At 63.2% G+C, this 19387-nt stretch carries 18 protein-coding genes; 8 read left to right on the top strand and 10 right to left on the bottom strand.

What is annotated here, in order from left to right; translation table 11 throughout:
- Positions 1 to 71: 71 nt before the first annotated feature.
- The 5 genes from PPN31114_RS16980 to ubiA all read left to right on the top strand — a co-directional run bounded on the left by PPN31114_RS16980 (position 72) and on the right by ubiA (position 4567).
- A complete protein-coding gene (locus tag PPN31114_RS16980; protein ID WP_150680690.1) occupies positions 72 to 677 on the top strand; it encodes an iron transporter in 606 nt (201 codons plus the stop codon).
- Positions 678 to 779: 102 nt separating this feature from the next.
- A complete protein-coding gene (locus PPN31114_RS16975) occupies positions 780 to 1103 on the top strand; it encodes a cupredoxin domain-containing protein (RefSeq protein WP_150681112.1) in 324 nt (107 codons plus the stop codon).
- A gap of 110 nt (positions 1104 to 1213) precedes the next feature.
- Positions 1214 to 2050: an FTR1 family iron permease gene (locus PPN31114_RS16970; RefSeq protein ID WP_150680689.1), complete on the top strand. Its 837-nt coding sequence runs from the start codon at positions 1214 to 1216 to the stop codon at positions 2048 to 2050.
- A 147-nt stretch (positions 2051 to 2197) separates the two neighbouring features.
- A complete protein-coding gene (locus PPN31114_RS16965; RefSeq protein WP_150680688.1) occupies positions 2198 to 3592 on the top strand; it encodes a 4Fe-4S binding protein in 1395 nt (464 codons plus the stop codon).
- Between the two features lie 102 nt (positions 3593 to 3694).
- Positions 3695 to 4567: a 4-hydroxybenzoate octaprenyltransferase gene (gene ubiA, locus PPN31114_RS16960; RefSeq protein ID WP_150680687.1), complete on the top strand. Its 873-nt coding sequence runs from the start codon at positions 3695 to 3697 to the stop codon at positions 4565 to 4567.
- Between the two features lie 13 nt (positions 4568 to 4580).
- On the opposite strand, the gene PPN31114_RS16955 is transcribed toward ubiA, so the two are convergent.
- The 3 genes from PPN31114_RS16955 to PPN31114_RS16945 form a co-directional block, all read right to left on the bottom strand.
- Complete coding sequence (locus tag PPN31114_RS16955) at positions 4581 to 5525, bottom strand: N-acetylmuramoyl-L-alanine amidase (protein WP_150680686.1); 945 nt, start codon at positions 5523 to 5525, stop codon at positions 4581 to 4583.
- A gap of 231 nt (positions 5526 to 5756) precedes the next feature.
- Positions 5757 to 6569, bottom strand: coding sequence for a pyrroline-5-carboxylate reductase (gene proC, locus PPN31114_RS16950; protein ID WP_150680685.1), 813 nt, complete (start codon positions 6567 to 6569; stop codon positions 5757 to 5759).
- Between the two features lie 119 nt (positions 6570 to 6688).
- The gene (locus tag PPN31114_RS16945; protein WP_150680684.1) at positions 6689 to 7402 is read right to left on the bottom strand and encodes a YggS family pyridoxal phosphate-dependent enzyme; all 714 of its coding nucleotides are present in this window, start codon (positions 7400 to 7402) and stop codon (positions 6689 to 6691) included.
- Between the two features lie 194 nt (positions 7403 to 7596).
- Here PPN31114_RS16945 and PPN31114_RS16940 point away from each other — a divergent pair, with 194 nt between their 5' ends.
- On the top strand, positions 7597 to 8103 hold the full coding sequence (locus PPN31114_RS16940) for a glutathione peroxidase (protein WP_150680683.1): 507 nt from the start codon (positions 7597 to 7599) through the stop codon (positions 8101 to 8103).
- 57 nt (positions 8104 to 8160) lie between these two features.
- Here the strand turns inward: PPN31114_RS16940 and PPN31114_RS16935 are convergent, their stop codons facing one another.
- Positions 8161 to 8598, bottom strand: a complete 438-nt coding sequence (locus PPN31114_RS16935) for a hypothetical protein (protein ID WP_150680682.1) — start codon at positions 8596 to 8598, stop codon at positions 8161 to 8163.
- Positions 8599 to 8864: 266 nt separating this feature from the next.
- Here PPN31114_RS16935 and PPN31114_RS16930 point away from each other — a divergent pair, with 266 nt between their 5' ends.
- Entirely contained in the window at positions 8865 to 10406 is a 1542-nt protein-coding gene (locus PPN31114_RS16930) for an aminotransferase-like domain-containing protein (protein ID WP_150681111.1), read from the top strand.
- On the opposite strand, the gene glcE is transcribed toward PPN31114_RS16930, so the two are convergent.
- The 4 genes from glcE to PPN31114_RS16910 are packed head-to-tail and all read right to left on the bottom strand — an operon-like array spanning position 10375 to position 15280.
- A complete protein-coding gene (gene glcE / locus PPN31114_RS16925; protein WP_150680681.1) occupies positions 10375 to 11457 on the bottom strand; it encodes a glycolate oxidase subunit GlcE in 1083 nt (360 codons plus the stop codon). The two genes, PPN31114_RS16930 and glcE, sit on opposite strands and share 32 nt — an antisense overlap.
- On the bottom strand, positions 11457 to 12326 hold the full coding sequence (locus PPN31114_RS16920; RefSeq protein WP_150680680.1) for an ion transporter: 870 nt from the start codon (positions 12324 to 12326) through the stop codon (positions 11457 to 11459). The genes glcE and PPN31114_RS16920 overlap by 1 nt, the downstream gene beginning before the upstream one ends.
- Position 12327: 1 nt before the next feature.
- Positions 12328 to 13836 (bottom strand): FAD-linked oxidase C-terminal domain-containing protein, encoded by a 1509-nt coding sequence (locus tag PPN31114_RS16915; protein ID WP_150681110.1) that lies wholly within the window; start codon positions 13834 to 13836, stop codon positions 12328 to 12330.
- Between the two features lie 22 nt (positions 13837 to 13858).
- Entirely contained in the window at positions 13859 to 15280 is a 1422-nt protein-coding gene (locus PPN31114_RS16910) for an FAD-binding oxidoreductase (protein ID WP_150680679.1), read from the bottom strand.
- A 336-nt stretch (positions 15281 to 15616) separates the two neighbouring features.
- On the opposite strand from PPN31114_RS16910, the gene PPN31114_RS16905 reads away from it, so the two are divergent.
- A complete protein-coding gene (locus PPN31114_RS16905) occupies positions 15617 to 16177 on the top strand; it encodes a cob(I)yrinic acid a,c-diamide adenosyltransferase (RefSeq protein ID WP_150680678.1) in 561 nt (186 codons plus the stop codon).
- 149 nt (positions 16178 to 16326) lie between these two features.
- Here PPN31114_RS16905 and aroG read toward each other — a convergent pair whose 3' ends face one another.
- Both aroG and tldD read right to left on the bottom strand, forming a co-directional pair.
- Complete coding sequence (aroG, locus tag PPN31114_RS16900) at positions 16327 to 17400, bottom strand: 3-deoxy-7-phosphoheptulonate synthase AroG (protein ID WP_150680677.1); 1074 nt, start codon at positions 17398 to 17400, stop codon at positions 16327 to 16329.
- A gap of 495 nt (positions 17401 to 17895) precedes the next feature.
- Positions 17896 to 19356, bottom strand: a complete 1461-nt coding sequence (gene tldD, locus PPN31114_RS16895) for a metalloprotease TldD (protein ID WP_150680676.1) — start codon at positions 19354 to 19356, stop codon at positions 17896 to 17898.
- Between the last annotated feature and the right edge of the window lie 31 nt (positions 19357 to 19387).

Below are 19387 nucleotides of genomic sequence, written 5' to 3'. Positions count from 1 at the left end.
GTCGGGTAGTGGCGATAGTGCTAAACTTATTGAGAATAATTTGCATTAACTTCTCACCTTCTGGAGTTCGTATGCGCGTGAAATCCCTCGTGGCAGCGGTGCTGCTTGCCGGTGCGGCAACCCTGGCGCAAGCCGCCGAGTTTCCGATTGGCAAGCCGTTGGTCACGGCTGGCATGGAAATCAACACGGTTTATCTGCAACCGATCACGATGGAACCGGCCGGCATGATGAACGATGCCAAGAAGTCGGATATCCACCTCGAAGCCGATATTCACGCCGTTGCCAAGAACCCGAACGGTTACGCCGAAGGCGACTGGATTCCGGGGCTGGAAATCACGTACAAGTTGCAAAAGGCCGGTAGCACGAAGGTGATCGAAGGCTTGATGATGCCGATGGTCGCAAGCGACGGCCCGCACTACGGCGACAACGTCAAGCTCGACGGCGTGGGCAAGTACACGCTGACGATGGTGGTCAATGCCCCGGGCACGCTGGAACAATTCGGCTGCAAGATGGGCGCGATGGCCGCCTCGGGTGCGCACGCAGCGCACGGCGGCATGGGCCCGTGGTGCTTTGGCCGTCACGTCGATAAGGAAACCGGCGTGGGCCCGTGGTTCAAGCCGATTACCAAGACCGTCGAGTTCACGTTCAGCGGTATCGGCAAGAAGGGCGGCTACTAAGCCCTTACTATCTTGATGCAGCGTTGGCCTGATGGCGGGTCGACGCTGTTTTCATTTGGAGCATGAAGGATGATTCAGCGCATCGCGCGCCTGCTGGCCACCATGACGGCCGTGCTGGCCACGTTGTTCGCACTCGGCGCCACGTCGCTTGCGCACGCGGACGACCTGCCCACGTTCAAGCTGGAAATGAACAACGGCAAGCTCAACCCCGCCCGCATCGAAGTGCCCGCCGGCAAGCGTATCAAGATCGAAGTGCATAACACCGGCACGAACGCGGTCGAGTTCGAGAGCCTGCAACTGCGCAAGGAAAAGGTGCTCGCACCGGGCGCGCAGTCGTTTGTCGTGATCGCGCCGCTGCAACCGGGCGAATACAAGTTTTTCGACGACTTTCATCAGCAGGCACAAGGCGTGATCGTCGCCAAGTAAGGTTATCTCGCAGGCGTTTGCGCGAACCCGCGTACGCGTGCGGCGTAGGTAACAGTAAGTACCAATCAGCAGCAACAAGCATCAACACGCATCACTAAAGGAATTGCACGATGGGTCAGGTCATGTTCATCGTCTGGCGCGAAAGCGTCGAGGCACTGCTGGTCGTAGGCATTCTGCATGCCTGGCTGGCCAACCCCGAGCACGGCGCGAAGCGCGGCCTGCCCTATCTGTGGGCCGGTGTGGCGCTCGGTATTGCGGCGGCGGTGGCACTCGGTGCCGCGCTGGTCGGTTTCACCGAAGTGCTCTCGGGCGACGCGCAAGATTACTTCCAGACCGCCATGGTGCTGATCGCCTGTGTGCTGATCGTGCAAATGGTGTTCTGGATGAAGCGGCACGGCCGCACGCTCAAGCGCGACATGGAGTCGTCGCTAAGGAAGAATCACGATCAGGGCACTTGGTGGGGCGTGCTGGTACTGGTGGCGCTGGCCATTGCCCGTGAAGGCAGCGAGACGGCGATCTTCTTGTACGGCATCGGCTTCGGTCAGCAGGGCAGTGTGCCGCTGAACATGTGGCTGGCCGTGGTGATCGGTTTCGCGCTGGCGCTACTCACGTTCTGGCTGCTGCAATTGGGCGGCAAGATTTTCTCGTGGCGTCTGTTCTTCCGCGTGACGGAAATCATGCTGTTGTTCCTCGCGGCAGGCTTGCTGGAGTCGGGGCTGGACCGGTTGATTTCGCTGGAGTTCGTGCCGACGTTGGTCGACCAACTGTGGGATACTTCCGCGATTCTCGACGACGCCAGCCCGTTCGGCAGCCTGGTTGCCACGCTGACCGGCTACCGCGCGCATCCGTCCGGTATGAATCTGTTGGTGTACGCGTTGTACTGGCTGTTCATCTGGGCGCTGTTGAAGCGCGCAGGTGCCCCGGCCAAGCAGGTTAAGGCCGCCTAAGTCGCCTAAGTCGTCGCCTAAGCGACACCACGGCGCCATCCGCCAGACGGGGCCAACTGCCCCATCTGGCCTGAACGGCCTGAGCGGACCACGCTGCATAGAGAGTCCGCCGGGTCGCTGAAGTAATCCCCGAAGCACGAGTTGAGCATGAGCATCGCCATACCTGTCCCGAACCTGCTGGCCCGCGTGGGCCTTTGGATGCAACGCCACGGCAAACTGATCCGCGGCGTGCAGTGGGGCATTGTGTTGGTCTATGCCTTCCTCATCTGCGTGCCGGTCATGATGCCGCTGCCCGACGAGACGGCGCACATCCTCAATAACCTCACCGTTTTTGCCCAGTTCACGTTCTGGGGCATCTGGTGGCCGTTCGTGCTCATCAGCATGGTCTTGATGGGCCGCGTCTGGTGCGGGGTGCTCTGCCCCGAAGGTACGCTCTCCGAATTCGCAAGCCGCCACGGCCGTGGCCGCGCCATTCCGCGCTGGATGCGCTGGGGCGGCTGGCCGTTCGTCGCTTTCGCCGGGACCACGCTCTACGGGCAGATGGTCAGCGTCTATCAGTATCCGAAAGCCGTGCTGCTGGTGCTGGGCGGCTCGACCGTCGGCGCGATGGTGATCGGCTACTTCTACGGCCGCGACAAGCGCGTGTGGTGCAAATACCTGTGCCCGGTCAACGGCGTGTTTTCGCTGCTGGCGCGTCTCGCGCCGTTCCACTTCAAGGTCAACGAAGAAGCCTGGCGCAAGTCGTATCACACCAACGGTCATAAGATCATTCCCGTCAATTGCGCGCCCCTCGTGCCGCTGCGCAATATGAAGGGCGGTGCGGAGTGCCATATGTGCGGCCGCTGCGCCGGACACCGCGACGCGATCGAGCTGGTCGGCCGCTCGCCGAGCGAAGAAATCGTGAAGTTCGGCGCGACCGAGAACAACAGCGTGTGGGACAGCGTGCTCGTGATGTACGGCCTGCTCGGTGTGGCCATCGGCGCGTTCCACTGGACCGTGAACCCGTGGTTCGTCACCGTGAAGACGGCGATTGCCTCGTGGCTCATCGACCGCAACATCATGTGGCCGTTCGAGACGAATGCGCCGTGGTTCGTCTTCACCAACTACCCCGATCAGAGCGATGTGTTCACGTGGCTCGACGGCAGCTTGGTGGTGGCCTACATCCTGGGCAACGGTTTGCTGCTGGGGCTGGCGTTCACCGTCATCTTCGCGCTGGCCAACCGGGCGATGGGGAAGTGGGAGACGTCGCGCTTCAACCATCTGGTGCAGGCGCTGATTCCGATTGCGGGTGCGGGCGTGTTCCTCGGCCTCTCCGCCACCACGATCAGCCTGCTGCGCGCCGAGCATTTGCCGGTGTACTGGGCGAACGATGTGCGCGCGACCATTCTGGCGGCCACCACGCTCTGGAGTCTGTGGCTGGGCTGGCGCGTGACGGGACGTCATGCTGCCACGCTGGGACGCCGTCTGGCCGGGATGGCCGGTATCGTGGCGGCGCTCGCGCTGGTCAACTGGCTCTGGCTGTTGATGTTCTGGATCTGGTAAGCGGTAAGTAGCAAGGGGCCGTCCCGCCATCCGCTAGGCTGAATTGGCGGGCGTCGGGCGCGTGCCCTACAATGTCGCCACAAGTCTTCCTGTGTGCCGCCCATGTTGCTCGCTCAACGCCTTCCGCTGTATTTCCGCCTCGTTCGTCTGGACAAGCCGATCGGCACCGTGCTGCTGCTGTGGCCGACGCTGGCCGCGCTGTGGATTGCCTCGAACGGACATCCCGATCCGCTGCTCCTGCTGATTTTCACGCTAGGTACGTTCCTGATGCGCTCGGCAGGCTGCGCGATCAACGATTATGCCGACCGCGATTTCGACAAGTTCGTGAAGCGTACCAAGGAGCGTCCGATCACGTCGGGCCGCATTCGTGCGTGGGAGGCGGTGGCCGTCGCCGCGACGCTGGCGTTGGTGAGTTTTCTGCTGATTCTGCCGCTCAACGCGCTGACCAAATGGCTGTCGATCCCGGCGCTGTTCGTCGCTGGCACCTACCCGTTCACCAAGCGTTTTCTGGCGATTCCGCAGGCTTATCTGGGCGTGGCATTCGGCTTCGGCATTCCGATGGCATTTGCCGCCGTGCAGGATCAAGTGCCGATGCTCGCGTGGATTCTGCTGCTCTCGAACGTGTTCTGGTCAGTTGCGTACGACACCGAGTACGCGATGGTCGATCGTGACGACGATCTGAAGATCGGCATCAAGACCTCGGCCATCACGTTCGGCCGTTTCGATGTAGCGGCCATCATGCTCTGCTACGCGGGCGCGTTGGGCATTCAGATGGGTGTGGGCGCTTATCTTGGCTTCGGCTGGCCGTTCTGGCTGGGTATGGCAGTGGCGGTGAGTTTCGCCATCTATCACTACTTCCTGATTCGCAAACGCGAGCGCATGCCGTGCTTTGCGGCATTCCGCCACAACAACTGGCTCGGCGCTGCGGTCTTCGCAGGGATTGCCGGGCATTACCTGCTGACGGCGCACGGCTAATCCGGCGGCCGTGTCAAACCGGCCCGTTCCGAGGCTTACGCGGCCGGTTGAAATACTTCTCCAACAACGCATCGAGAATAGCGACGGTCTCGGCGTCGGGGACACCGTCGTACCGCGCCGGGCGAAAATGCATCTGGAACGCGGACACGACATCGACGGTGCGTGCGTCTAGCTCACCGGTTTGCGGCGTGTCGTAGCCATACGCCAGCAGCTTTGCCTGCAAGTCGCCGATATCGCCGTCAAACGGTTGCGCAACGCGGTGATACTCCACGACGTCTGCATCGGGCCACGCGCCGACCCCGTAAATCTCATACAACGTATGCCATGGAAATAGCGGCCCCGGATCCAGCTTGCGCCCCGGGGCCACGTCGGCATGCGCCACCACTCGATGGGGAGCGATGTCATGGCGTGCCACGATATCGCCTGCAAGTTGCCCGACCACGGCAATTTGGTCTTGACCGTAGGCTTCCCAGCTTCGGGTCATGAGCGGTACGCGATTGTCTTTCGCCGGAAAGCCCCCGTTGATGATCTCGATGCCGATCGATGTGCCGTTCAGCATGCGCTCTCCCTGCCAGTAGCTCACTCCGGCGTGACGTGCCAGTCGCGATTCCGGCACCAATGCGAAGACGCCGAATTCCCCATCGTTACGCGGGACGTTCGGCACGAGGTAGTGCGCGCTGACGGCCCGCTTCGGATCGGTCAGTATCGCGATCGATGCGCCGAGCGGCAGTGCGGTGTAGTGCAGCACCAACGTACGTACGCGAGAGTCTTGGTTGGGCGAAGCGATGAGCGCGTCGAGTTTGTACGATGCGCGCGGTTCGGTTGGCTCGAGCAGGCTTGCACATCCGCTAATCGGCAGCACGAGTGCGGTGGCCGACCACGCCGAAGCCCCTCTAAGAAAGTTGCGGCGTTGCGATTTCAGGGGGCCGTGTGGCGGTCTCGATGGTGTGCCCGGCATGGTGGCTATCTCCGCACGGTTGTCGTACGCAGAAGCTAGCGTTCCGATGCTGAGGGGCGCTTCCAGAAAGCGATCACTGCGGGGTGAAAAACGATGAGCGAAGCCGGTCGAAATGAAAAACGGCGCGGTGATTCGTGAATCACTCGCGCCGTTGCGCCATTTCAGCGTGCCGACAAACGCCGGGCGGCTGACGTCGGTCTTGATCGAGCGATGTCAGCCAGCACCTTCACATCAAGCGTCGCCGAGTTCGTCGCCCAATTCCTTGGCACGCGTATTGGCTGCGTGCACGCCGCGCACGATGGCGGCCTTAATGGCATCGCGCTCGAACGAGCTCAGGGCGGCGAACGTCGTGCCCCCCTTGGACGTAACCCGCTCGCGCAGCACGCTGGCCGGTTCGCTCGACTGGGCGGCCAGTTGCGAGGCGCCGGTGAACGTGGCGATCGCCAATTGACGGCCTTGCTCGGGCGAGAAGCCGAGTTCTTGCGCGGCTTGCTCAAGGGCTTCGATGAAATAAAACACGTAGGCCGGGCCGCTACCCGAAATCGCGGTCACGGCGTCGAGCTGGCTTTCCTTTTCCACCCAGACGATTTGGCCCGCGGCGCCCAGCACGGTCTCGGCGCGCTTGCGCTGGTCCGAATCCACACCCGAGAGTGCAGCCAGCCCGGTGATGCCCATGCCGATGAGGGCCGGGGTGTTAGGCATGCAACGCACGATCTGGTTGTGACCGCCGAGCCAGCGCGCCAGATCCGACGCGCGGATACCGGCCGCAATGCTGATGACCAGTTGGCCGTTCAAGTGCGGTTGCAGGGCTTGGGCGACGTCCTTGAGGACTTGCGGTTTGACGGCCAGCACGAGCGTGTCGAAATCGCGCAGACGGTCGTTGGGCGCGCTGGCCGTGTCGATACCGTATTGCTTGACGAGGCCCTCGCGGGTCGATTCGTTGACGTCGATCGCGAGAATGTCGCGCGGTGCCGTGCCGCGTCCCACCAATCCGCCGATCAGGGCGTTGGCCATATTGCCGCCGCCGATGAATGCAATTCTCATAACCATCCTTTGCGTTGCGTGAGTCGTTTGCGTCGTTACCGTGTCATGCCGTGGCGAGCCGTTTGCGTCTCGTCCGTCATCCGAATAAGCCAAGGGGCTGCCAATTGCCAATAGGCCCCTCAGGCGTGGGACCCGTAGTCACGGGCCCCGAAAATGGCTGTGCCGATGCGCACCATTGTCGCACCCTCGGCGATGGCCGCTTCGAGGTCGCCGGACATGCCCATCGAGAGCGTGTCGAGCGCCAAGCCGTCGGCGCGAAGTGCATCGAACAATTCGCGCATCGCACGCAGCGGGGCGCGTTGGCGCACCGGGTCGTCCTCGGGCTCGGGAATCGCCATCAGGCCGCGCAGCGTCAGATTGGGCAGGGCGGCGATGGCGCGGGCGGTCCCAGGCACCTCGGCGGGGAGCACACCGCTCTTGGTGGCTTCGCCACTGATGTTCACTTGCAGGCAGACCTGAAGCGGGGGCATACCGGCGGGGCGTTGCGCGCTCAAGCGCTCGGCAATCTTCAGCCGGTCGACCGAGTGGACCCAAGCGAAGTGTTCCGCGACCGGGCGTGTCTTGTTGCTTTGCAGCGGCCCGATGAAGTGCCATTCGAGCGGCTTGCCGTCGACCGTTTCACCGGCGAGCGCCGCGATTTTGTCGAGCGCTTCCTGGACGTAGTTCTCACCGAAGGCGCGCTGACCGGCGGCAATCGCTTCACGCACGGCGTCCGGGCCGAAGGTTTTCGACACGGCGAGCAGTTGCACGCTGCCCGCCGGGCGTGCGGCGTCGGCGGTAGCTTGGGCGATCCGGGAGAGGACGGCGTCGAGATGAGAAGCGATGGTCGACATGAGGCGAGTTCAGGCGTCGGGAAGCGTCGTGAAGCGAAGGGGCTGACGCATCGCTTGCGTCACCGGCCCCGCAGGCCGCAGGGTAGGCCAACGATTATAGCCGTGCGAAAAGGGAGGTGCTACCCCGGAAAAAACGAGGTGCTACCGGTGAATATGGCAGACTGCGCGTGCCGACAATTCAGAGGGAGCCAAAGATGAGCGCGAGTTCACACCAGGCAAAGCAGGTTTACGATTTTTCCGTGCAGACGCTGGCGGGCGAGACGGTGAGTCTGTCGCGGTATCGCGGCAAGGTGCTGCTGATCGTGAACACGGCCAGCGAATGTGGCTTCACGCCGCAGTACGAGGGTTTGCAGACGCTTTACGCGCAATTGGCACCGCGCGGTTTTGAGGTGCTGGCGTTCCCGTGTAACCAATTCGGCAAGCAGGAGCCGGGCGATGCGCAGGCGATTCGCAGCTTTTGCGATTTGCGCTTTCACGTCACGTTCCCGATGTTCGCCAAGGTCGACGTCAAGGGCCCCGACGCCGCGCCGCTGTATCAGTACCTGACCGACGAGAAGCGCGGCGTGCTGGGGACAAAGGCGATCAAATGGAACTTCACGAAGTTTCTGGTCGACGCGAGCGGCAACGTCGTGGCCCGCTACGCGCCGACCGCCAAGCCCGAGGCGATCCGCGCAGATATTGAGCGGCTGTTACCGGCTTAAGTCTGGGCGTTGCCGATGTGCGATGGAGGCGCGGTGGCGGCGATAACCAAGCACTGACTACGCGCCCAAGCGTTCCCGAAGCGCCTGCCACGCCAGGGCGTACCAGCGCGCGGGCGGCGCTTCGACGGCATGGCAGAACAGTTCAGCGCCGCTATCGGTGCTCAGCACAAGCCAGCCCGTGTCTTCCGCGACATAGGCGTGCCCCGCAGGCAGGTGCACCGGCGCGGCCCAGACCGTCGCCGCAAGCCACCGTGCGGCGGGCGTGAGCCACACACTTCCCTGCTTCACATGGAATACCGTGCCCCGACGCACATAGGCGTGGAACGCCTGCGCCTTCGCCAGCGTCAGTTGCTCGGGCAACGCCGTGAGATCGTCCTTGCCCGGGGCGCTGGCGCGGGTTGCGGCGTCACGCGAATCCCGAATCGCCGTCACATGCCGGGCGCCCCGCGAGAGTGCGAGATCGGGGGAGAAAACAGAGTGAGGGCGCTTTGCCATGACGGACTCCGGTGCGTTGTACGAGTGAGTACAGCGTATCGGCCCGAGGGCAGCGCCGGTAGGCACACAGATCGGCGGTTTCGCCCGTAACAGAAGGGCTTTCGCGCATCTGTTACGATGCCAAATCAGCAAATCTGTATCTGTTATGGTTGCCGCCGATGCCCGATGATCGCTCCATGGAAGCCGCCATCACCTCCCTCGACCCGAACGCGCCTGCGACGCTCGACACGACCGACACGCTTGTTACGTCTGTCCAGCGTGCAGAGATGACGCCGTCGTCGCCATCGATCGCCACCACGGCGGCCCCCGCGCAAGCGCTGCCGCTGTATCGGCAACTCGCAGAGCACTACCGCCAAGCCATCGAAGCGGGCACCTTGGCCCCCGGCGATCGCATGCCAAGCGTACGCACGCTGATGGATCGCCATCAAGTTAGCCTCTCGACTGCCTTGCAGACCTGCCGCCATCTGGAGGCTCAGGGCGTGCTCGAAGCGCGTCCGCGTTCGGGGTATTTTGTACGAACGCCCGCACGCGCCAGCCTCGCGCCGTTGGACGAACCACGCCCGTGGGTGCCCGATCTCGCGCAGTACGTCGGCATCAATCAACGCGTGTCGTCGATTCTCGCGCGTGGGCTTCAGGCGAACGTGCAGATTAACTTTGCCGTGGCGCACGGTGCGCCGAATCTCTATCCCGTCGCGGAGTTGCGTCAGTCGACGCTGCGTGCGCTGCGCGACAATCCGCTGCTGTACGGCACCCCGCCTCCGGGCGGCGGCGAGGCGCGTTTTCGTGCGGCCATCGCCCGGCGTGCGCTGGAAGCGCGCATGAACATTGCGCCGGAAGAAATCGTCGTCACGCACGGATGCATCGAGGCGATCAACCTCGCGCTGCGTGCTGTGGCCAGTGTGGGCGACGTGGTGGCCGTCGAGTCACCGACTTACTACGCATTGCTGCAAACGCTGGAAAGCATGGGCATCCGCGCCCTCGAAATTCCAACGAGTCCGCAAACCGGCATCTCGCTCGAAGCGTTGGAACTCGCCTGCGAGACCTACGACAACATCAAGGCTGTGATTGTCGTGCCGCATTTCCAGAACCCGATGGGGTCGGTGATGCCCGATGCGCACAAGGCGCGTCTTGCGAAGTGGGGCGAGTCGCGCGGCATTGCCATCATCGAAGACGACACCTATTCGGCACTGGGCGACGACGACACGACGCCCGCCGCCATTCGCAGTTGGGACACCACCGGCAACGTGATTCACTGCGCATCGCTGCACAAGACGCTGGCACCGGGCATGCGTCTGGGCTGGATTGCAGGCGGTAAGTGGCAGTGGCGTATCGAGATGCTGAAGTACGCACAAACGCGTCCGAACGAAGCGCTGGCGCAAATCGCCATGGGCGAGTTCATGGACTCGCCGAAGTTCGACCGCCACCTGCGGCGCTTGCGCGCGCATTTGCGCGAACAGCGGGCGGCGATGGCGGAAGCGATCGCGACCTACTTCCCGGCTGGCACACGGCTTACATTGCCGACGGGCGGTCTGAGCTTGTGGGTGGAGATGCCGGGCGGCGTGAGTTCCGAGAAGCTGTTCGACGCGGCATTGGCAAAGGGAATTCGTGTCGCGCCGGGGAGTTTGTTCTCCAATTCGACGCGTTACGACCACTTTCTGCGCATGAACACCGGGCATCCGTTCACGCGAGACATCGACCGCGCGGTGCGCACGCTCGCCACGGAAGTGACCCGGTTAGTGGATACAGGCGGGACACAAACGGGTAACGTCGACGCCGTCACAACTCGGGATACATCCGCCCCGGGTTGAAGATGCCTGCCGGGTCGAACACCGATTTCAAATTGCGGTGGATGCGCATGACCGGTGCGGGCAGCGGCGTGAATACGCTCACGCCCGGCTCGCCGTAGCGGAACAGCGTGGCGTGCCCGCCGTCCTGACGCGCGGCAGAGCGCACGATCTGCGCATCGGCATCGGTGATCCACCAGCGTTGTGCGCCGCCCCATTCGATCAACTGTTTGCCCGGCAAGCGGTGCGGCTCGGCGGTCGACGGCACTGCCAGACGCCACAACGCCTGACCGGGGCCAGCATCGGCAAAGAAGGTATCGGTCTGCTCGCGAATCGCATGCCAGAACTTGGCCGCATGAATCGCATCGACCAGTTCGCCGCCCATCTTCACCCGCGCGGCTTTGATCGCCGCCGAAGCTCCCGCCAGACGAATCACGAGCAAGTCGTTGCGCCACGCGCTGCCGGTAATGGGCAACGGCTGCCCGCCCCATTCGTTGAGCTTTCGCACGGCGTCTACGGCGTTCATCTCGAATTGCAGCGTCAGTTCGGCAAACGGCTGCGGCAGCACCTTGATCGAGACTTCAAGAATGAGCCCCAACGTGCCGAGCGACCCCGCGAGCATGCGCGAGACGTCGAAACCGGCCACGTTCTTCATGACCTGCCCGCCAAAATTCAGCACGTGGCCGCGCCCGTCCATCAACTTGGCGCCCAGCACGAAGTCACGCACGGCACCTACCGCAGCGCGCCGCGGTCCGGACAAGCCAGCGGCCACTGCACCGCCGATGGTGGCGCCCGGCCCAAAGTACGGCGGCTCGAACGGCAGCAATTGATTGCGCTCGGCAAGCGCCGCTTCGATGTCGGCGAGCGGTGTGCCGCAGCGCGCGACAATCACCAGTTCGGCGGGGTCGTAGGCCACGATGCCGCTGTAGGCGCGCGTGTCGAGCACTTCGCCCACTCGTTGCTGGCCATACCAGGCTTTGGTGCCGCCGCCGCGCAATTGCAGCGGCTGACGCCGGGCGGTGGCGTGTTCGATGACGGCGCGGAATTGATCGAGAGTGTCGTTCGTGTCGGTCATCAGCTCGGTTCGGGCGGCGGTGGCGTGTCGGTTTGATAGGGATCGAGCGCGCTGCCGCAATGTTTGCAGAAGCTCGCGTCGGCGTCGTGTCCTTCGGTGAGGCATTGCTTGCAAGTGCGCGTCGTAATCGGCCGCTTGCGCATGGCCGAATGAATTTCGGCGCCCATGATGCCCGTGGGAATGGCAATCACGCTGTAACCGAGCAGCATCACGAAACCCGTGATGGCTTTGCCCAGTCCGGTGACCGGAACCACGTCGCCATAGCCCGTCGTCGTCAGCGTGACGATGGCCCAGTAGATGCCCACGGGAATGCTGGTGAAGCCGTGCTCCGGCCCTTCGATGATGTGCATGAGCGTGCCGAAGATCACGACGATGATCGACACGAAGCCCAGAAACACGAAGATTTTTCGGCGCGCGTTATAGAGCGCGAGGCTCAACACACCGGCCTCGTCCACGTAGGCAGTGAGCTTGAGAATTCGGAACGCGCGCATCAGGCGCAGCAAACGTACGTCGATCAGACCGTGCAATTCGGGCACGAGGATGGCGAGATACGTCGGCAGGATCGAGAGCAGATCGATGATGCCGTAGAACGAGAGCGCATAGCGCAGCGGCCGGTGCGCGCACAACAGTCGCGCGATGTATTCGGCCGTGAAGAGCAGCGTGAAGAACCACTCGAGAATCGCCATCGGCAGCGGCAGCGTGTTTTGCACCACCGGCACGCTGGAGATGACGACCACGAACACCGACGTGACGATCGCAATGAGCAACGCGATGTCGAACAGCCGCCCCTCCCGGGTATCGGCCTCGAAGATGATGATGTAGAGCCGCTGCCGCCAGTCGTGCGGCAGCCATTCCGACAGCGCTCGCATGTCAGAACCTCGGCAGGTCGGGGTGAGGCAGCAGGCCGCCGCGCACGTGCAGCTTGCCGTATTCGGCACAGCGCGCACGCGTGGGAATGCCCTTGTCCGGGTTGAGCAATCCGACCGGGTCGAAAGCGCGCTTCACACCGAAGAAAGCGTCGCGCTCTTCGGCCGAGAACTGCACGCACATCGAGTTGATCTTCTCGATGCCAACGCCGTGCTCGCCGGTGATCGTGCCGCCAAGTTCGACGCACGCTTCGAGAATGTCGCAACCGAAAGCTTCGGCGCGATGCCACTCGTCGAGGTCGTTGCCGTTGAAAAGAATGAGCGGATGCATGTTGCCGTCTCCCGCGTGAAAGACGTTAATACAGCGCAATCCGTAGGTTTGTTCCAACCGCTCAATGCGTTTGAGTAATGTCCCAATCGCGCGTCGAGGGATGGTGCCGTCCATGCAGTAATAGTCGGGCGAGATGCGCCCGGCGGCCGGGAAAGCGTTCTTGCGGCCCGACCAGAATCGCAGGCGTTCTTCTTCGCTTCGCGAAATCTGCAAGCGTGTGGCGCCCGACGTGCGCAGCACATGCGAGATGCGCATGATCTCTTCGGCCACTTCTTCCGGGGTGCCGTCCGACTCGCACAGCAAGATGGCGGCGGCGTCGAGGTCGTAGCCCGCGTGAACGAACTCTTCGACGGCCTGCGTGGCAGGCTTGTCCATCATCTCCAGCCCAGCGGGAATGATGCCGGCGGCGATGATCGCGGCCACCGCGTTGCCACCGGTTTCCACGTCGTCGAAGCTCGCCATGATGACCTGCGCCGTCTGCGCCTTCGGCACGAGCTTGACCGTAATCTCGGTCACCACGCCGAACATGCCTTCACTGCCGATAAAGACCGAGAGCAGATCCAGCCCCGGCGAATCGGGACCGAGCGAGCCGAATTCGATCGCTTCGCCCGACATCGTGATGGCGCGCACGCGCAGCACGTTGTGCACGGTGAGGCCGTACTTCAGGCAGTGCACGCCGCCGGAGTTTTCCGCGACGTTACCGCCGATAGTGCAAGCGATTTGCGAGGACGGATCGGGGGCGTAGTAAAGGCCGTAAGTGGCCGCCGCATCCGAGATGGCCAAGTTGCGCACGCCAGGTTGCACGGTGGCCGTGCGCGCGTACGGATCGATCTCGACAATCTTCTTGAACTTGGCCAGCGAGAGCACGAGCCCTTCGGTAATGGGCATGGCCCCTCCCGACAGGCTGGTGCCCGCGCCGCGCGGCACGACCGGCACGCCGAGCTGATGGCAGGCCTGCAAAATACGCTGCACCTGCGATTCGGTCTCGGGGAGCGCCACGGCCAGCGGCACGCGGCGGTACGCGGCGAGGCCGTCGCACTCATAGGGCGTGGTGTCCTCACGGCGATGCAGGATGCAGTGCGCGGGCAGAATCTGTCCGAGGGCATCGAGCAACTGACGCTGGCGCTCTTCGAGCGGCGTCTGCCGATCGGGCGCGTCAGCGTCGTGCGGGCTTTGCGACATCGCGGGAGCGTTCATGCGGTGCTCAGCCCGCCGAGCGCAACCGGAAAATCTTGCCCGGATTGAGCAGGTTATGCGGATCGAGCGACGTCTTGATCGAGCGCATCACGTCGATGGCATCTTCACCATGCTCGGTGACGAGGAACCCCATCTTGTGCAGGCCCACGCCATGCTCGCCCGTGCAAGTGCCGCCCATGCGGATGGCGCGCTCGACGATGCGTTCATTCAGGCGCTCGGCTTCTTCGATCTCTTCGGGCTTGTCCGGGTCGATCAGAATCGCCACGTGGAAGTTGCCGTCACCGACGTGGCCCACGATCGGGCAGGGCAGGCTCGACGCGCGCAAATCGACTTCCGTTTCGCCCACGCATTCGGCCAAACGCGAGATCGGCACGCAGACGTCGGTCGTCACTGCGCGGCAACCCGGCTTGAGTTGCAGCATGGCGAAGTACGCGCTGTGACGCGCCCCCCACAGACGGTTGCGATCTTCGGTGCGGGTGGCCCATTCGAAACCAGTGCCGCCGTTCTCATCGGCCAGCGCCTGCACCGTCTCGGCTTGCTCCTTGACCCCGGCTTCGCTGCCGTGGAATTCGAAGAACAGCGTCTGCGTCTCGGGCAGTTCCATCTTCGAGTGCTTGTTGATCGCCCGTACGGCCAGCGCGTCGACGAATTCGACGCGTGCGACCGGCACGCCCAACTGAATCGTTTGAATCGTGCAGTTCACCGCGTCCGTCATGCTCGGGAACGAGCAAATGGCCGCCGACACGGCTTCCGGTTGCGGATACAGGCGAACGGTGGCTTCGGTAATGATGCCCAGCGTGCCTTCGCTGCCGACGAACAGGCGCGTGAGGTCGTAACCAGCGGAGGATTTGCGTGCGCGCGTGCCGGTGTGGATCACACGGCCGTCGGCAAGTACCACGGTGAGTGCGAGCACGTTCTCGCGCATCGTGCCGTAGCGCACGGCGTTGGTGCCCGAGGCGCGCGTCGCGCACATGCCGCCGATGCTGGCGTCCGCACCCGGATCAATCGGGAAGAACAGGCCCGTGTCGCGCAGCGCTTCGTTCAGCGCCTTGCGCGAGATGCCAGGTTCGACGGTGACCGTCAGATCTTCCGCATTGATCGAGACGACCTTGTTCATCTCGGACAAATCGAGCGACAGGCCGCCTTCCACGGCCAGCAGATGGCCTTCGAGCGACGAACCGGCACCGTATGGGATGAGGGGCACGTTGTACTTGCCGCAGAGCTTCACGATCTGCGCGACTTCGTCGGTGCTGTGCGCAAAGGCGACGGCGTCGGGCAGCATCGGGTCGAACGGAGACTCGTCACGGCCGTGGTGCTCGCGCAGCGCCTCCTTCGTGCTCACGCGCTCGCCCAGCAGGGCTTGCAATTCGGTGAGCAGGGCGTCGGGGAACGGACGCTTGGCGGCAAACGGCAGGTGGGGGTGATTCACGGCTTTCTCCTTCGGGTCTCCGGGCGGCCAACGCGGGACAGCGGTGGCGTGCTCCCGGGGGCTTGCTCCATATTGGGCGGGGTCTCGGGCTCGCCTATCGAAGACGGCGAATGCCCTGACACCTCATGAGCGGGGATTTTACGCTGTGATGGCGTTTTTCCCCACCCTTTGCGTCATATCATACGAACTTGTCGTCGACACGCGCCATCGGAATTGCCCGAAAAATAGGCGGCGCGTGGCAGATGGCGTTTTTCTATCACAAGAAGGTAAGTCGTACGGCCGTCGGGGCATGACAACCGGCGGGCATGGCATGCCGCAAGGAGCAGGTATCGCAAGATGGGGAATCGTTTGAGCAAGATCGTCACGCGAACGGGCGATGGCGGCAGAACCGGTCTGGGCAACGGTGCCCACGTCGACAAACATAGCCTGCGCATCGTCGCCATCGGCGAGGTCGACGAGACCAATTCGCATATCGGGGTGTTGTTGTGTGAAGACCTGCCGACGGACGTGCGCGACGTGCTGGTCGCCATTCAGCACGATCTGTTCGATCTCGGCGGCGAACTCAGTACGCCGCGTCACACGTTGCTGGGCGACGCCCATGTAATCCGGCTCGACGGCTGGTTAGCGCATTACAACGAGGCGCTGCCGCCGCTCAAAGAATTCATTCTGCCCGGTGGGACGCGGGCGGCGGCGCTGGCTCACGTGGTACGTACCGTGGCCCGCCGTGCGGAGCGCGCAATGGTGGCGCTCGGCGCAGAAGAGACGGTCGGACCGGCCCCGCGTCAGTACATCAACCGTCTGTCGGACCTGATGTTCGTGCTGGCGCGCGTGCTCAACCGTGCCGGTGGCGGCAGCGACGTGCTGTGGCAGCGCGAGCGCGATAGCGGCGAAGCCTGATACAGCTTGAGGCGGCTCGGTACGACGCCGGGCGCCGCCGACGCAAAAGAAAACCCGGTCGTGCTGTCTCGCATCGACCGGGTTTTTGTTTTGCTGTCGTGCCATCAACGTACGCCGAGGGCGGTGCGCCAGCGATACTTCCTACCGGCTCAGTTCCCCGAGCCGCGTGCCAGACGGCGGGCACGCACGGCTTCGGCGAGCGTGTCGAGCACGCCGAGGCTGTCTTCCCAGTTGATGCAGGCGTCGGTGATGCTCTGACCGTAGGTCAGCGGCTTGCCCGGCACGTGGTCCTGACGGCCCGCCACGAGGTGCGATTCGACCATCACGCCGATGATGCGGTCGTCGCCACCGGCGATCTGGCGTGCGATGTCTTCGCAAACCGGAATCTGGTTCTCGTGCTTCTTCTGACTGTTGGCGTGCGAGGCGTCGATCATCACGCGCGCTGCCAGACCCGACTTGGCGATGTCTTCACACGCCGTCTGTACGCTGGCTGCGTCGTAGTTCGGCGCTTTGCCGCCGCGCAGAATCAGGTGGCAGTCTTCATTGCCCGCGGTCGAGACGATCGCCGAGTGGCCGCCCTTGGTGACCGACAGGAAATGGTGCGGCTGCGATGCGGCCTTGATGGCGTCGACCGCGATCTTCACGTTGCCGTCGGTGCCGTTCTTGAAGCCGACCGGGCACGACAGGCCGGAAGCCAGTTCGCGGTGCACCTGCGATTCGGTCGTACGCGCACCGATGGCGCCCCACGACACCAGATCCGCGATGTATTGCGGGCTGATCATGTCGAGGTATTCGGTGCCAGCGGGCAGACCCAACTCGTTGATTTGGGCGAGCAGCTCGCGCGCAAGGCGCAGGCCGTCGTTGATCTTGAAGCTGTTGTCCATGTGCGGGTCGTTGATCAGACCCTTCCAGCCCACCGTCGTGCGCGGCTTTTCGAAGTACACGCGCATCACGATTTCGAGCTCGCCCTTGAGGCGTTCACGCTGTTCGACCAGACGTGCGGCGTATTCCATGGCCGCTTTCGGATCGTGGATCGAGCACGGGCCGATGATGACGACGAGACGGTCTTCCATGCCGTGCAACACGCGGTGGATGGCGCCGCGCGAGCGGTGGATGAGGTCCGCGCTCTTCTCCGAGCAGGGGTATTCGCGAATCAGGTGCGCCGGGGGCGTCAGTTCCTTGAGCTCACGAATACGGACGTCATCGGTGTTGTGGGGAGGCATGGTTTTTCTCCTGGGCAGTTCGGACTGCGGTTCGTTTCTCGGGAATGCGGGTCAAAAAAAAAACCGCCAGACTCGCTGGCGGTTTTTCAGGATTCGTTTCGGTGCTTACTGCTGCAACTGCCCCTCTCCTTCCGCCAGCGGTGTGAGATTCGCAAAAAAGTAAAAGTAAAACTTATTGGCGGTCATGAAGGGTGTCTGTCGTTGCATCGCAGGCTTTCGCCGTGCACAGAAACAACTTTATACGCCGAATCGGATGACGCTGCAACCGTGACTCTGCGCTAAACCGCGCAAAAACGCGCGGAAATATTGCATTTCATTGGTGTGAAATGCGTCGAAAATTCCTGATATTTCGAAATCATGCAAAAACACCCGGTTTGACCCGGGCGCTTTGCTAAGCTTCACGCATTTTTTGCAGTGCGCAATCTTATGCGTGGCATTCGACCAACAGAAGCCGTGGCGCGCTGTGGCGACGGTCTTCTGTCGTGTGGTCCCGACTTACGCCGTACCACCCACGGTCATGTTTTCCATGCGCAGCGTCGGCTGGCCCACGCCGACCGGCACGCTTTGGCCTTCCTTGCCGCACACGCCCACGCCCGAGTCGAGCGCCATGTCGTTACCGATCATGGTCACGTCCTTGAGCGATTCCGGACCGTTACCGATCAGCGTCGCGCCCTTGACCGGGTACGTGATCTTGCCGTCTTCGATCATGTAAGCCTCGGACATCGAGAACACGAACTTGCCGTTGGTGATGTCGACCTGACCGCCGCCGAAGTTCACCGCGTACAGGCCGTGCTTGACCGAGGCGATGATTTCTTCGGGGTCTTTGTCGCCGCCAAGCATGTAGGTATTCGTCATGCGCGGCATCGGCAGCGCGGCGTACGACTCGCGGCGGCCGTTGCCGGTCACCGGCATCTTCATCAGGCGGGCGTTCAGGCTGTCTTGCATATAGCCCTTCAGAATGCCGTCTTCGATGAGCGTCGTGCACTGCGTGGGGTTGCCTTCGTCGTCGATATTGAGCGAGCCGCGGCGGTTCGACAGCGTACCGTCGTCGACCACGGTCACGCCCTTGGCGGCAACACGCTCGCCCAGACGTCCAGAGAACGCCGACGAGCCCTTGCGGTTGAAGTCGCCTTCCAGGCCGTGGCCGATCGCTTCGTGCAGCAGCACACCCGGCCAGCCCGGTCCAAGCACCACAGTCATCGCACCGGCCGGGGCCGGGCGGGCGTCGAGCTTGATGATGGCGCCGTCGACAGCTTCCTTGACGTACTTTTCGAGCAGATCGTCGGTGAAGTAGCCGTAGTCGAGACGGGCACCGCCACCGCTGTTGCCGATTTCGCGTTTGCCGTTCGACTCGACGATCACCGTGACCGAGACGCGCACCAGCGGGCGCACGTCGGCGGCGATCACGCCGTCGCTGCGGGCCACGAGCACCACATCGTATTCACCGGCCAGACCGGCCATCACCTGCGACACACGCGGATCGCGGGCGCGAGCGAGTTTTTCGATGCGCTCGAGCAGCGCGACCTTGCCGTTCGCGTCGAGCGAGGCCAGCGGGTCCGACGGCAGATAAAGCGCGCGGCCAGAGACGTTCGCGAGCTTGCTGCCCACTTTCACGCGGCCACGGCCAGCGGTAGCGATGCTGCGCGTGGCGGCGGCGGCTTCCTTGAGCGCGATGTCGGAGATGTCGTCCGAGTAGGCAAAGGCCGTGCGGTCGCCCACGATGGCGCGAACCCCCACGCCTTGATCGATCGAGAACGAGCCGGACTTGACGATGCCTTCTTCGAGACTCCACGCTTCGCTGCGCGTGTACTGGAAGTACAGGTCGGCATAGTCCACGCGGTGCGTGAAGATGTCGCCGAGTGCGCGTTGCAGATGGGTTTCGTCGAGGCCATACGGGGTGAGCAGCAACTCACGCGCGGTGGCCAGGTTCTGAATGCCGGGTTCGATGATTTTCATGCGGTGTCAGGCCAAGGAAATATGTTCGGAA

Source organism: Pandoraea pneumonica (assembly GCF_902459645.1).
Lineage (GTDB): Bacteria > Pseudomonadota > Gammaproteobacteria > Burkholderiales > Burkholderiaceae > Pandoraea > Pandoraea pneumonica.
This window is presented reverse-complemented; position numbering and strand designations above follow the sequence as displayed.

What these genes read in the sequence shown, in the direction of transcription:
- PPN31114_RS16980 (WP_150680690.1), top strand. Translation starts at nt 72, where the DNA reads ATGCGCGTGAAATCCCTCGTGGCAGCGGTGCTGCTTGCCGGTGCGGCA.
- PPN31114_RS16975 (WP_150681112.1), top strand. Translation starts at nt 780, where the DNA reads ATGACGGCCGTGCTGGCCACGTTGTTCGCACTCGGCGCCACGTCGCTT.
- PPN31114_RS16970 (WP_150680689.1), top strand. Translation starts at nt 1,214, where the DNA reads ATGGGTCAGGTCATGTTCATCGTCTGGCGCGAAAGCGTCGAGGCACTG.
- PPN31114_RS16965 (WP_150680688.1), top strand. Translation starts at nt 2,198, where the DNA reads ATGAGCATCGCCATACCTGTCCCGAACCTGCTGGCCCGCGTGGGCCTT.
- ubiA (WP_150680687.1), top strand. Translation starts at nt 3,695, where the DNA reads ATGTTGCTCGCTCAACGCCTTCCGCTGTATTTCCGCCTCGTTCGTCTG.
- PPN31114_RS16955 (WP_150680686.1), bottom strand. Translation starts at nt 5,525, where the DNA reads ATGCCGGGCACACCATCGAGACCGCCACACGGCCCCCTGAAATCGCAA.
- proC (WP_150680685.1), bottom strand. Translation starts at nt 6,569, where the DNA reads ATGAGAATTGCATTCATCGGCGGCGGCAATATGGCCAACGCCCTGATC.
- PPN31114_RS16945 (WP_150680684.1), bottom strand. Translation starts at nt 7,402, where the DNA reads ATGTCGACCATCGCTTCTCATCTCGACGCCGTCCTCTCCCGGATCGCC.
- PPN31114_RS16940 (WP_150680683.1), top strand. Translation starts at nt 7,597, where the DNA reads ATGAGCGCGAGTTCACACCAGGCAAAGCAGGTTTACGATTTTTCCGTG.
- PPN31114_RS16935 (WP_150680682.1), bottom strand. Translation starts at nt 8,598, where the DNA reads ATGGCAAAGCGCCCTCACTCTGTTTTCTCCCCCGATCTCGCACTCTCG.
- PPN31114_RS16930 (WP_150681111.1), top strand. Translation starts at nt 8,865, where the DNA reads ATGACGCCGTCGTCGCCATCGATCGCCACCACGGCGGCCCCCGCGCAA.
- glcE (WP_150680681.1), bottom strand. Translation starts at nt 11,457, where the DNA reads ATGACCGACACGAACGACACTCTCGATCAATTCCGCGCCGTCATCGAA.
- PPN31114_RS16920 (WP_150680680.1), bottom strand. Translation starts at nt 12,326, where the DNA reads ATGCGAGCGCTGTCGGAATGGCTGCCGCACGACTGGCGGCAGCGGCTC.
- PPN31114_RS16915 (WP_150681110.1), bottom strand. Translation starts at nt 13,836, where the DNA reads ATGTCGCAAAGCCCGCACGACGCTGACGCGCCCGATCGGCAGACGCCG.
- PPN31114_RS16905 (WP_150680678.1), top strand. Translation starts at nt 15,617, where the DNA reads ATGGGGAATCGTTTGAGCAAGATCGTCACGCGAACGGGCGATGGCGGC.
- aroG (WP_150680677.1), bottom strand. Translation starts at nt 17,400, where the DNA reads ATGCCTCCCCACAACACCGATGACGTCCGTATTCGTGAGCTCAAGGAA.
- tldD (WP_150680676.1), bottom strand. Translation starts at nt 19,356, where the DNA reads ATGAAAATCATCGAACCCGGCATTCAGAACCTGGCCACCGCGCGTGAG.